General features: G+C 69.1%; 10 protein-coding genes. All 10 read left to right on the top strand.

The genetic code is table 11. The annotated features are described in order from the left end of the window. Positions 1–142 precede the first annotated feature (142 nt). The 10 genes from ACSYGO_RS36880 to ACSYGO_RS36835 all read left to right on the top strand — a co-directional run bounded on the left by ACSYGO_RS36880 (position 143) and on the right by ACSYGO_RS36835 (position 12996). Entirely contained in the window at positions 143–475 is a 333-nt protein-coding gene (locus ACSYGO_RS36880; RefSeq protein ID WP_432174106.1) for a hypothetical protein, read from the top strand. Between the two features lie 23 nt (positions 476–498). Continuing rightward, positions 499–810, top strand: coding sequence for a pore-forming ESAT-6 family protein (locus ACSYGO_RS36875; protein ID WP_432174107.1), 312 nt, complete (start codon positions 499–501; stop codon positions 808–810). Positions 811–852: 42 nt separating this feature from the next. Then, positions 853–1248 carry a DUF6507 family protein gene (locus ACSYGO_RS36870; RefSeq protein WP_460389234.1) on the top strand — a complete coding sequence of 132 codons (396 nt, stop codon included), beginning with the start codon at positions 853–855 and terminating at the stop codon, positions 1246–1248. After that, positions 1245–3740 (top strand): hypothetical protein, encoded by a 2496-nt coding sequence (locus ACSYGO_RS36865; protein ID WP_460389232.1) that lies wholly within the window; start codon positions 1245–1247, stop codon positions 3738–3740. The genes ACSYGO_RS36870 and ACSYGO_RS36865 overlap by 4 nt, the downstream gene beginning before the upstream one ends. A gap of 12 nt (positions 3741–3752) precedes the next feature. Further along, positions 3753–4625 (top strand): immunity 49 family protein, encoded by an 873-nt coding sequence (locus tag ACSYGO_RS36860; RefSeq protein WP_432174110.1) that lies wholly within the window; start codon positions 3753–3755, stop codon positions 4623–4625. Positions 4626–4670: 45 nt separating this feature from the next. Next, positions 4671–4949 (top strand): hypothetical protein, encoded by a 279-nt coding sequence (locus ACSYGO_RS36855; protein WP_432174111.1) that lies wholly within the window; start codon positions 4671–4673, stop codon positions 4947–4949. A 69-nt stretch (positions 4950–5018) separates the two neighbouring features. After that, on the top strand, positions 5019–6350 hold the full coding sequence (eccD, locus tag ACSYGO_RS36850; protein WP_432174112.1) for a type VII secretion integral membrane protein EccD: 1332 nt from the start codon (positions 5019–5021) through the stop codon (positions 6348–6350). Positions 6351–6360: 10 nt separating this feature from the next. Next, entirely contained in the window at positions 6361–7530 is a 1170-nt protein-coding gene (locus ACSYGO_RS36845; RefSeq protein WP_432174113.1) for a hypothetical protein, read from the top strand. Positions 7531–7573: 43 nt separating this feature from the next. Then, a complete protein-coding gene (eccCa, locus tag ACSYGO_RS36840) occupies positions 7574–11572 on the top strand; it encodes a type VII secretion protein EccCa (protein ID WP_460389229.1) in 3999 nt (1332 codons plus the stop codon). Next, positions 11569–12996 carry a DUF6177 family protein gene (locus ACSYGO_RS36835; protein ID WP_432174115.1) on the top strand — a complete coding sequence of 476 codons (1428 nt, stop codon included), beginning with the start codon at positions 11569–11571 and terminating at the stop codon, positions 12994–12996. The genes eccCa and ACSYGO_RS36835 overlap by 4 nt, the downstream gene beginning before the upstream one ends. The last annotated feature ends 20 nt before the right edge of the window (positions 12997–13016 follow it).

Genomic DNA, 13016 nt, shown 5'->3' with positions numbered 1-13016 from the left:
CGCCACTTCGCGCCCTACTGCGTTGCGCCTGCAACGCGGGATGCGAGAATATGTTCGACACACTGTGAGGCCTGTGTGGCGCACGGACGCGCCAGGGCGGCCGAACAGCCGTGGTAAACAGCACACTTACGGGGGTGGGTGGATGAAGTTCGACATGGGGTCGTCGACCCTGGCGGATCTCGGCAAGAGCACGGTCGGTTCGACTGAGGACCTGGGCACGCTGATCCGGTGGCTGGTCCAGGCGGCGGAGCCGCTGGAGGGGAAGTTCAACGGGTCGGGCAAGGCCGCGTTCGACTCGTTCAAGGCGCACACGGACGAGATCACGAACGCGCTCAACGGGTCGCTGGGCGCGATCCTGGGCGGCCAGTCCGGCATGGACACCGCGTTCGGCTCCGGTGACCTGGAGCAGGAGGACAACGCCCACCAGAACATGGGCCAGTCCAACTTCGACGCCGCCCGCTTCGGCGCCCGATAAGCAAACACAGGGGGAGCTTGACCATGGGGCAGAACCAAGACCGCCGCTCGTACGACACCGGCGCCTCCACCGAGGTGCAGGGCAGCCTGCAGGGCATCATCGGCCAGTTGGAGCGCGTGCTCGGAGATCGCGATCGCGCGGTACAGGCCGCGATGGCCGACTTCACGGCCGACGGCGTCGCCGATGAGTACCACGGCAAGGAAAAGCGCTGGAACCACGCAGCGAACGAGGTGCGCGACATCATCCGCCTCGTGCGTACCACGCTGGAGCAGAACGACGGCACGGCCCAGACGACCATGGCCAAGGCTCGCGCCGCCGTCGACAACATCGGCTGACCAGCGCCGTATCAAGCAGGAACGTTTCAACGGGGGTTCGGCATGTCGGGGTGGGACATCTCGTCGTCCGGCGTCGAGTTCGTGACCTCGCTGGTCGCGGACGCGATGGACGACGTGGCCAAGGACGTCAAGGCGTACGGAACGGACGTGGAGAGCGCGGCCACTTCGGCCGGCACCATCAGCGCGCCGTACTGCGGGGCTCCATCGACCGGTGCGATCGGGGCGGCGCTGGCCATCTTCGTCGAGAAGACCGCGGGTGACGTGCTGTTCCTCGGTGCGCGGGCGGCGAAGTCGGTGAACGGGGCACGGGAGGCGACCGCGTACTACATGGTCGGGGATCTGGAGATGGCCGCCCGGGCCGAGCACAAGGCGCTGGGTGCGCCCAAGGTCGATCTGCCGGGCCAGGGTGGCAAGGGCAAGGAGGGCGGCACCAAGTGATCGAGCCGTCGGCCATACCGGTGTTCACCGGCGACTTCGACCAGCTGGAAAAGGACACCTCTGGGCTGCGCGGTGACGCCATCGGGATCCGCAACGGCGGCATGGACGTGCATTCGCGTTTCCAGATGCTGGAGGCCTTCTACACCGCGCCGGAGGCGGACGACCTGTTCGCCACCACGCAGCCGGTGATGGACAAGGCGGACTCCTTCGCCACCAGGCTGGAGACGGTCGCGGACGCTCTGGACACCTTCTCGATCGAGGCCCGTCCGCTCGCCAAGAATCTTGCCCAGCTCAAGATGGACGCCTTCGCCTTCGTCGACAGCGTCGAGGGCGACGACGACTGGACGTACGACGGGGACAAGATCAACCGTCACCAGGAACTCATGGACGGCGTCGCCGCCGCCGAGAGCGCCTTCCGGGAGGCCGAACGCCGGGCAGCCACCAAGATTTCGGCGCTCGTGGGCGGCCCGGAGTTCGTGGTGGACGACGGCCACCACACTGTCAACAAGAAGACGGTGATGTACGGCTACGAACTCGACGTCCTCAAGCACGCGAAGAAGACGCCCTGGGGAACCCCGGAGAGCGAGTCCCACCACGCGTGGGAGGTCGGCTACTGGGCCAAGAGCTTCTTCTGGGACGGCCTGGTCATCGACAACATCTGGGGTGGCATCAAAGGGCTGGGTACTCTGGTCGGCTGGAACGGCTCTGATGCGGCCGGAGACGCCTGGGGTCATCTCGGGGATGTCGTCAGCGGGATCGGCCAGTACACCGCCAAGCCGTACGACGCGCTCATGGACTGGGCGATCGGCGCGGACAAGGAGAGCGCCACCGAGGTCCGGCAGAAGAAGGCTGCCAAGGACTTCGTCAAGTCCATGGTCGCCTGGGACATGTGGGGCGAGAACCCCGCCCGCGCCGCGGCGACGGTCGTCTTCAACGGCCTCACCCTCGGCGCCGGTCCCCTGGCCATCGCGGCCAAGGGCGGTGAAGCCGGCGCGGTTGCCAAGGGCGCGGGCATCGCCGCCAAGGTCGGCGAGTACATCGACCCGGTCGCCGTCAGCCTCAAGGCGACCGGCAAAGCCGTCAGCGCACTGCCCAAGCTCTCTGACCTCACCGCCGGAATCCGCACCGGCATCGGCGCCACGGCGGATTCCCAGCGCCTGCACAGCGTCATCGAACTCGACGACGGCTCCAAAGTCGTCATCGAGGACGGCAGGTTCATCCCCGTTGACAAGCACGGCAACGTCGTCGGGGACACGCCACGCAAGGAAGCAGCCGCGGAGGCACCGGCCACGCCTGGGGAGACACCCGCGCGGCAGCGGGAGCCCGTTGGAGTCGGCGCTGCCTCACGCACCCCCGGTGCCACTGCTCATGTTGGGGAAGCATCCGGCAGGGTCGGAGCCTCGCACCCCGTCGGCCCTGAGACCCCGAGGTCGGGTGCCGGGCCGGTCGGCGATGGCCATGTCGGGACGAGGTCCGGCGGCCACGGCGGCGGCGGGCTGGACGACCTCGGCCGGGCAGGCGACGACGCCGTGGGCGACGCGGGCCACGCCGGCGACGAGGCCGTCCCGCCTGCTCACCATGCGGACGAGGGCACCGGGAACGGCGGCCACGGCGGAGAGCGGGAGCTGACCGCCGCAGAGCGGAAGGCGATCCAGGACGCGCACGTCCGGAAGGCCAACGAGCCCGACCAGACGTGGTTCAAGGAGCACTACGACATATTGGGTCGCCGTAGGCACCTGTTGAATGCGGACGGCACCACAAAGTTGGTGGACGGCGTCGAGCTCCCCCAGCTGGCCAAGAACGCACAAGGCAAGTGGGTCGCTGCACACGACCTGCCGAGCGGGCCGTCCGAGATCAGGCACGGCCGGACGCCACTCGGCCCGGACTCGGTCGATCCCGCACGTCGCTCGGATCTCGACGAGGCGACGAAGAACCGCAAGGTGTCCATGGACCTCACCAAGGCGGAAAGGGAATTCGAGGACAGTCCGTCTGCTGCAGCGAAGAAGGCCCTCGAAGACGCCCAGAACGCCTATCAACAGCAGCTCGGCGACCTGCCGAACAACAGCAAGATATCCGAGCAACTCGGCGAGAAGGCTGCCGAACTACATGTCACCCCTCACGAGTTCCCGAACGCCGAGTGGGTCGAACTCCCGAAGACGCCGAACGGCGCCAACATGTTCGACCAGGTGTACAAGCTCGGCAATAACGGTGATTACCTCATAGTCGAGGCGAAGGCGCCAAAGGGGGATCTCGACTGGCGCAACGGGGCGGGCGATGCAGCCAGAGGCATGCGCGTCAAGCAAGGCACCAAGCTGTACGTGGAAACGATCCTCGATGAGATGTGGAAACGAGGCCCAGAGGACGTCAGGATCGCGGACGACCTGTCCGAGGCCCTGGAGAAGGGCAAGCTGCAGTATGTCCTGGTGAAGGCGAACGACCACGCGGGCATCTCGTACGCTGGTGCCGTGCTGGAGCATTTCAAGATTTACTAGAGGAGAGATCCAGTGGCCACGAGCGTTTCCCGTCACGACTTCCCCGCAGAGAGCGTTGCGGTGGAGGGCAATGTCGCGCGCATCGCGAGCCTCGGTCGAATGCTCAATCGGCTCGAGGAATCGGAGATGTCCCGTTCCCGAGCCCTGGGCAGCTCCCTGACGGTGGCCAAGGCGTACTGCTTGACGGATCCGCATGCGGGTAAGTTCGAAACGTGGGAGGCGTGGGTCACGGCCATGCAGGTCGGCTCCGCCTTGTTCGACTCGGCCACGGCAGCCGAAGGCCCCGTGCCCTGCCGTATCGGGAGCACCGGACAGGTGAAGAACCTCCCTGCGACCGGCCCGACGTCCTATACGCACGCGGGGGCCTGGATCACCTCGGTCTACCTGGCGACGATCTGCCGTGAGAATGAGCGCCTCGACCGGCTGATGCAAGTACCTGTGTCGTTCCTTCGTGCCTCCGGTGCTCTGTTCGACGAGTACCTCTACGACTGGGTGGAGGCTCTACAGAGTTACTGGCACGGCCAGGCTACAAACACGTGGGACAAACTGGTCGCTGCGATCAACGGCACAGACCCTGACGTGGCCCAGGTCGCCGACAGGGACACCATGCTGATGCTCCTGTATCCACCACTCGAGCTCTTCCAGCTCTACAACCGTCAAGAGACCGATCAGTTCAATAGGTCACTGACCCAAGCCCTCACCTGGCACAAGCAGTACTGGACCGGCGACGAAGCACGATCCCTGAGCAGCGACGGCCTGGTCGCCCTCGGCCCACTCGCCATCGCCTGCATGGCCTATGACAACGACATCCCCATCGAGGTCGAGTCCGAGTACCTGCCGAAGGCACTTCTGCAGCGCAACTGGGTCGGCGAGTACGCCACCTGAGAACCGATAAGTAACCCTGAGAACTGAAACGGACAACAAATATCGATGGCAGCCCAGGATTACGACAGCCAATTGCTGGAGTCGGTTTCGGTTCGGCGCCGGCGGCTGAGGGATGCCGTCTTGTTCGGGACGCAGCGGCAGCGGCGGTCGGTGGACGAGCGGCTCGGCAAGGTGTTCGCCGGGATCGTGGTCGCGGCGGTGTTGTGCGCCGGATGCGTGGGCTGGTCGTTCGTTTCGCACCGGGTCATAGGGAAGAGCCCGTACGGCACCTCTGTGCCCTCTTCCTCGTCTTCCGCGGCGCCTTCGGCGTCTTCCACCCGATGACTCGATGATAGGTTCGAACGCGTGATATCTGCGGGGTCCGTGAGCCGTACGACGCCGAACCGGACTGCTTTGAGCCGGGTCACTCTGATCGGCGAGCTGCGGCGTGTCGATCTCGTCCTGCCCTCCCGGGAACCAGTCGGGCTGCTCTTGCCCGAAGTGATGCGACTGCTGGACGATCGGGTATCGGCCCGGCCCGAGTTGCGGCATCTCGTCACCGCGGATGGTTCGGCGCTCGCGCATGACAGCACGCTGGAATCGGCCGGGGTTCCGGACGGTGCCGTCCTGCGGCTCGTGCGGCTGGAAGACGCCCCGGCGACACCCGTGGTGCACGACGTCACCGATGAGGTCGCTGACGACCTGAATGTACGTGCGTGGCGATGGAGCCCCGCATCCCGGCGCATCGTCGCGGGAATCGCCACGGTCGGCTGGGCCGTCGCGGCTGGCACCCTGGCCCGCAGCGAGTTCGCGCTGTCGACCGTAGGCAGCGCCCTGGTGACCGTCGCCGCTGTGACCGCACTCGCGGGGGCTCTCTTCGGGCGGGCCGGGCAACGCGGCCTGGCCACCACGCTCCTCTTCACCGGGGGATCCCTCGGTGCGCTCGGGGTATGGACGCTGGCCGATGCCCATGCCTGGTCCGGCGCGGCGCGGCTGGCCGGAGTGGGGGGCGCCCTCGTTGTGTCGCTGCTCCTGCTGGGCTGGTTCACGGCGCTGGGCCGGGGTGGGCTCGTCGGTGCCGCCGCAGTGGTCGGCTGTGTCGTCTGCTGGCAGGTGGCGGTGGCGGTCCAATCGGGTGCGGGTACGTCAGTGGAGCAGGCCCGTGTGGGCGCGTTGCTGAGCGTCGTCTCGGTTGTCGCCCTCGGCGTGCTACCGCGGCTCGCGCTCATGGCATCCGGTCTGTCAGGGCTGGACGACCGGCGCTCCAGTGGTACGTCCGTCAGCCGCTATCAGGTGAGCACCGCCCTGGCCGCCACTCATCGTGGTCTGGCTCTCGCGACGATCGTCCTGGCCGCCTCGGCCATGGCGGCGGGGCTTCTCGTACTGCGGGCGCCTTCGGCGTGGACCGTGTTGCTCGCCGTGGTGGTCGCGGTCGTTCTGACACTGCGGGCCCGTGCCTTCCCGCTCGTCACCGAGGTCGTGGCGCTGTTCGGGGCCGGTGCCGTGGTCGCCGTCCGGCTCGTCGGGGTGTGGCAGGAGCACTCTGGTGCCGTGGGGTCGTTGGCCGTGCTCGTCACGCTGGCTGTCCTGCCCCTGATGGTCCTGGCGGTGCAGCCCGCCGAGCATGTGCGAGTGCGGCTGCGGCGCTTCGGCGACGTGGTCGAGTCGGTGGGGGTCATCGTCCTGTTCCCGCTCGTCATCGGGGCGTTCGGTGTGTACGGGCGTCTGCTCGACACCTTCGCGTAGGGGTGACTTCATGACTCAGGGAGGGGACTGGCAGCAGGACGTGCTGAGGCAGTTGGGGCAGCACGATGCGGCACACGAATCGGCCAAGCCGGCCGCAGGGGCCACCGAGCCCACAGCGCGGCCTCGACCGATACACTCGGCCCCGAAGCCGCCCGCCGGTGCAGGTCCCGCTGCCTCCCCGGGTTTCCCTCAGCTCCCCGCCCCGGTGCCGCGGTCGGAACCCGCCGCCCGGGCGCCTCGTGATCCCCGCCTTCCCCTGCACACCCCGGAGTCCGTGCCGACCGTCGACCCTCGCCTGGCGCACGCCCTGGGTCGCCCCCAGCACGGCGATTCCGTGACCCGCCGGACCGGACGCACACTTCGCAAACTCACCGCGTCAGCCTCGCAGGACGTTGCCGAAGAGACACGCCTCGCAGGGGAGTTGCAGCAGCCGGTCACCACCGGCCGAGTCATCGCGGTGACGTCCATCCGGGGCGGGGTGGGCAAGTCGACCGTCTCCGCCCTGCTGGGCCGAACCTTCAACCACTACCGGCACGATCCGGTACTCACCCTGGAAGCCGATGCCGCACTCGGCACCCTGCCGGTGCGGATGGGCGCGGAATCGGTGCGATGGTCATGTGCCGACCTGACCCAGATCCTCACCCCTGCGATGCAACTCACCGACATTACGGGCTACTTGGTACCAGTGACCGACGGCGGCTGGCTGCTTCCCGCGAGCCAGGGGCGCGTCGGCGCCCCGATGGACGTCCGCACCTACCGCACCGTGACGCTGGCACTGCGGCGCTACTTCGCGGTGACGGTGGTGGACTGCGAGACCCTGCCCGGCGAGGTCGCCCGTACGGCGATGGACACCGCGCACGCCCGGGTGGTGGTCGCCCCGATGACCGCTGAGGGCGTCAACGGCACTCGCCAGGTCCTGGACTGGCTGGCCCAGCTGCCGCACTCCGCCCTGGCCAGCACCGTGGTGGCACTCTCCGCGAGCTCCCCCGACACCACGCTCGACGAGAAGACTGCCGCCGCGCACCTCCGAGAGACGGGCGTGTCCGTCCTCCCGCTTCCCTACGACCGGCATCTGGCCCAGGGAGGCCCCATCCACACCGCCATGCTGGGCCAGGCCACTCGGGACGCCGCCGTCCGCCTCGCGGCGGAGGCGATGCACCGGGCCGTGAGGGTGCGATGAGCACGAGCCAGGCTTCAGGACCCGTTCAAGAAAAGGCCCGTCCGTGACCCAGCATCTCGTCCACCGGCCCGCGCGCTTCACCCGCCCCCTCACCCCGCCGCAGCCGTGCACCGTCGAACCGCCGCCCAACCTGCCCGAGGGAAAGATCGGCAACGCGGCGACCGCACTGCTGCCGATGGCCGGCGTCATCGGCTCGGTCGTGATGATGACCGTCATCCGCAACAGCCAGTTCGCCGCGCTCGGCGCGATCGTCCTGGTCTTCGCCCTGCTCGGCGCGGTGGCGCTGTTCCTGTCCCAGCGGGGCAAGGCACAGCGCACCCGGCGCACCCAGCGCGAGCGGTATCTCGAATACCTGGAGGAGCTGCGGGACGAGCTCGGCACCGGCGAGCGGGAGCGGCGCCGACAGTCCCAGCTGCTCAATCCGCCGCCCGAGGCTTTGTACGACCTGGTACGCGATCCGGCCCGGTTGTGGGAGCGGCGCCGCCAGGACGCGGACTTCCTGAGGGTGCGGGCGGGCACCGGGGGCGTACCGGTGCAGGAGCTGGCGGTCGGGCAGAACAACGCGGGCGGGGTGCTGACTCCGCCGGACCCGTTCATGCTCAACGAGGCCCGCGCCCTGCAGAACAGGTTCGCCACGGCGACGGACTTCCCTCTCACCGTGCCCTTGGACCGGGCGGGCAACGTCAGCATCGTCGGGGACCGCGAGGGGGTACTGCGGGTCGCCCGCGCGCTGCTGATCCAGACCGCGGTCACGCACGCGCCGGACGACGTGGCCGTCGCGCTCGGCATACCCGGCGAGAAGCTGGCCGCCTGGGAGTGGGCCAAGTGGCTGCCCCACGTGCTCGATCCGGACGAGCACGACGGTCCGGTCGCCGCCCGCCGGATCGCGCCGAGCCTGGCCCAGCTGGCCACGCTGTGCCGCGATGATCTGCGCCAGCGCGCCTCGTACGCGGCGGAGGTGCGGCGCGGACTGTCGAACCGCAACGCGCTGCGGCTGACCGGGCGGCTGCTGGTCGTGAGCGACGAGTACGGCGAGACGGCCGCTGAACTGCCCCGTCCTGACACGGCGGTGGATCTGCCGGACATGGGCGTGACCGTGCTGCACCTGCTGGAGCAGCAGGTACACGAGCCGGATCAGGTGACGGTCCGCGTCACCGTCGACGGCGACCGGATCACCGTGGAGGACCTGCGCGAGACGTCGACAGTGGCACAGGGCTCATCGGATGCCGTGAGCGTTGCGGGCGCGGAGGGGCTGGCTCGGATGCTGGCCCCGCTCAGGTTGTCGGCGGAGTCCGCGGCCGAGGGAACCCCCGTCTCCGGGCCGGTGGACTTCCCCGGCCTGCTGGGCATCGACGACCCTGCAGCACTCGACATCGAAAGACTCTGGGCGCCGCGCAGCGAGCGAGCCTTCCTGCGCGTACCCGTCGGCCTGACAGACCGTCACGAGCCGGTGTTGCTGGATCTGAAGGAGTCCTCCGAGCTCGGCATGGGCCCGCACGGTCTGTGTGTGGGGGCGACCGGCTCCGGCAAGAGCGAATTGCTGCGCACCCTCGTCCTCGCGCTCACCGCCACCCACTCCCCCGAGGACCTGGCCCTCGTCCTGGTCGACTACAAGGGCGGCGCCACCTTCGCCCCGTTCACCGAACTCCCGCACGTGGCCGGCGTGATCACGAACCTGGAGAACCAAGCCGGACTCGTCGAACGCGTCCACAGCAGCCTCGCCGGCGAGGTCAAGCGCCGCCAGCAGGTACTCAAGGACGCCGGCAACGTCGCCGACATCGGCCACTACGCCGTTCTGCGCGCCACCCAGCGCCCGGACCTCGAACCCCTGCCGCACCTGTTCGTCGTCATCGACGAGTTCGGCGAACTCCTCACCGCCAAACCGGACTTCATCGACCTGTTCCTGTCCATCGGCCGCATCGGCCGCTCCATCGGCGTCCACCTGCTGCTGTCCAGCCAGCGCATCGAGGGCGGCAAGCTCAAGGGTCTGGACACGTATCTGTCGTACCGCCTGGGCCTGCGCACCTTCTCCGCTGACGAGTCGCGCACCGTACTGGACACCACTGACGCCTTCCACCTGCCGCCGCTGCCGGGCTTCGGCTATCTGAAGGTCGACACCTCCACGTACGAGCGCTTCAAGGCCGGGTACGTCTCCGGCGCCCACCGCGGCCCGGCCCTGACCGACCAGCAGGACGACGAGCCGCTTGCCTCGCCGTATCCGACGTACAACGCGCTCGGCGCACCCCATGCGGATGCCGCGAAGGAACTCGCCGCCACCAAGCGGGAGACCGGACCGACCGTGATGTCGGTCATGGTCGGCCAACTCGCCACCGCCGGTACGCCGGTACGCCGAATCTGGCTGCCGCCACTGCCGGACGCCGTCACCCTCGATACGGCAGCCGGTCCCCTCGAAGCCGACCCGGAGGGCCTCCGGCTCGTGCACCGCAACGGTGCGATGCGCGTCCCGCTGGGCACTCTGGACGACCCAGCCAAGCAGTGGCAGCAGCCCTGGCTACTGGACCTGACCGTCGCCGGCGGCCACACGGCCGTCATCGGTGGCCCGCAGTCGGGCAAGACCACCCTGCTGCGCACCCTCGCTGTGTCCCTGGCCCTCACCCACACGCCGTACGACGTGGCCGTCTACGGCCTGGACCTGGTCGGCGGCGGCCTGTCGGCCCTTTCCGGGTTGCCGCACGTCGGCGGCATCGCCGGGCGCGCCGACCACGAGCGGGCCGCGCGTACCGTCGCCGAGGTCCGCACCATGCTCGCCGAGCGTGAAGAAGTCTTCCGCGCGTACGGCATCGACTCCGTCGACCAGCTACGCCACCTGCGCGCCCAGGGCAAGCTGCCGCAGCTCGGCTCGACCGACATCGTGCTGCTCGTCGACGGATTCGGCGCGCTGCGCGACGAGTTCGCCGAACTCGACGACGCCGTCGCCGACCTCCTCAAGCGCGGCGGCGGATACGGCATCCACATCGTCGCCGGAATGCTGCGCTGGAACGACGTCCGCATCGCCACCCAGTCGATGTTCGGCACGCGCGTCGAGCTGAGGCTCAACGACCCGGCCGACTCGTCCATCGACCGCAAGCTGTCCGAGACGCTGTCACCCGATGTGCCGGGCCGGGTGCTGACCGACGGGAAACTGTTCGCGCAGGTCGCACTGCCCCGCATCGACGGCCGCCCCCACACGGACAACCTCGCGGCCACCCTGGAGCGGACCGCCCGCACGATCCGGGCCGGCTGGCACGGCGACGTCGCCGCCCCCGTCCGGGTGCTTCCGACGCGGCTTCCCGCGGCGAAACTCCCCTCACCGGCCACCGCGCCCGGGACGATTCCCATCGGCGTGGACCAGGACGCACTCGCCCCGGTTCTCCTGGACCTGTTCGGAAGCGATCAGCACCTGCTGATTCTTGGCGACAACGGGTGCGGCAAGACGAGCCTGCTGAAGCTGATAACCCGTCAACTCATCGACCAGTACGGAGATGAGGAGCTGGTGTTCGGCGTCTTCGACCCACGGCGCGGCCTGCGCGGCGTCGTCCCGGAGCCCTACCGCGGCGGCTACGCCCACAACGCGAAGCTGGCCGCTGCGCTGGCCACCGGCATCGCCACCGAACTGGAGAAGCGCCTGCCGGAGACCGCCGACCCCGACGCGATCGGTGCGGAGCCCTCGTTCCATGGTCCGCGCATCGTGATCCTGATCGACGACTACGACATCCTCACCACCGCCGGCCAGCAGCCCCTGGCCCCCTTCCTGCCGTACATCTCCTCAGCCCAGGACATCGGCCTGCACTTCGTCATCGCCCGCCGCACCGCCGGGGCCTCCCGCGCCCTGTACGAACCCCTGCTGACCACCCTGCGCGAGACCGGCACCACCGCCCTCCTCATGACCGGCGACCGCACCGAGGGCCAGCTCTTCCCCGGCCTGTACGCCTCCGCACAACCGCCCGGCCGCGGCACCCTCGTCCGCCGAGGCCGCCACCACCAGCTCATCCAGACCGCCCTCACCGACGAAGCAGACGAAGAGCCGGGATCCGCTCCGTGACCAAGGACGTCATCGCCCTCACCCCCAAGATGCCGGACCTGCGCACCCTCCTCGCGGGCCTCTACGCCGGCGGCCCCGACCTCGGCGTGAACATCCTGGCCGACGGCGCCGTCATCCAACTCTGCGCCCCCGACGGCCGCCCCCTGGTCTCCGTCGAAGCCCCCATCCTCATCCAGGTCCCCGGCGAAACCACCCGCCTCCTCGGCACCGGTCCGGCTCTCCCGGACAGCCCGGTGTGGTGGACCGAGGCTCGCGCCTCCACCGCCGTCGCGGAAGGCGGCCGACTGGCGGGCTCCTTCGCTGGACGCCTCGCCACCGTCCTGAACGGCACCGTCTGGCCCCCGGAAGCCGCCTCGACCGACATCGTCCCGCTTGCCACAGACGTCTCGGCTGTACCCGTCCCCGCCACGTCGGCCCCGGCAGTGGACGTCATCACCGCCAAAACCGCCGTGGTCATCCAGGACCGCCCCCTCGTCACCATGACGAGCTGGCTCTCCGACGCCCTGCGCGGCGCGACCGCCGACGACCGCGCCCTGCAGATCGTCACCCCATCCACCACCCGCCTGACCCTGCCCACCCGCACCGCCCTGCTCGGCCATCCCAACCGCTGGGTCATCCAAGACCCGGCTCACGGTTTCTACGACGGCCTGTCCGGCGCCGTACTCCACTGGAAAGGCGGCACCTTCACCCCCATCCTCGACGAGAACGGCACAGCCTCCGTCGCCGAAGCCTTCAAGGCCACCCCCGGCGCCGGCGAACGCCAGCTCATCGCCTCCCTGCGCACCCGGCACCCCGCCGACGAAGGCCTTATCCTCGGCGGCGCCCTGGAGACCGCCTGGCACACCCTCACCGGCACCCCACCCGCCGGATGGAGCACCGCCGAGCCCGTCAACCTCCCCTGGTCCACTCGCCAGTTGACCGACCTCGCCCGCGCCCGCGCACCCCAGTCGACCTGGCTGATCGCCGTCGGCCACCCCGACCGCCCGGCCCTCGCCACGGTCCGCATCACCCGCACCCCTGCCGGCATCGAGGAGGACATCACCCTCACCCTCGGCTACGGCAAGAACGAAACCCCACCCCTCTACGTCATCGAGCCCCTCGCGGAAACCCTCGCCACGACGCACGGCCTCACCAGCATGCTCACCTCACTCCGGACCGCCCGCCGCGACCTGACTACTCCCCCACACTTCGAGGCCCCGCCCATCCCCGTCTCATTCACACTGGGCTCCGAAGCGGTCCGGAACATCAGCCTCACCCAGGCCCTCCGCCCACCTCGCAACCTCACCCCCACCCAACTAGGCCCACCAACCGCACCCGCCGTCCACTACCCACTCGGCGAGGGAACCGAGCCCCACACTTGGAACACGCTTCAGCAACTCACCCAGCACCTGAAGCAGGTCTCCTCAGCGGCCCAGAAGCCATAGACGCAACCATCCTCTGGGGA

Source organism: Streptomyces krungchingensis (assembly GCF_054729265.1).
Note: the sequence above shows the minus strand (reverse complement) of the source record. Positions and strands in the feature narration are given on the sequence as shown.

Excerpts from the sequence above, each read along its gene's own strand:
- ACSYGO_RS36870 (WP_460389234.1), top strand. The coding sequence starts at position 853 with ATGTCGGGGTGGGACATCTCGTCGTCCGGCGTCGAGTTCGTGACCTCG.
- ACSYGO_RS36880 (WP_432174106.1), top strand. The coding sequence starts at position 143 with ATGAAGTTCGACATGGGGTCGTCGACCCTGGCGGATCTCGGCAAGAGC.
- ACSYGO_RS36845 (WP_432174113.1), top strand. The coding sequence starts at position 6,361 with ATGACTCAGGGAGGGGACTGGCAGCAGGACGTGCTGAGGCAGTTGGGG.
- ACSYGO_RS36855 (WP_432174111.1), top strand. The coding sequence starts at position 4,671 with ATGGCAGCCCAGGATTACGACAGCCAATTGCTGGAGTCGGTTTCGGTT.
- ACSYGO_RS36875 (WP_432174107.1), top strand. The coding sequence starts at position 499 with ATGGGGCAGAACCAAGACCGCCGCTCGTACGACACCGGCGCCTCCACC.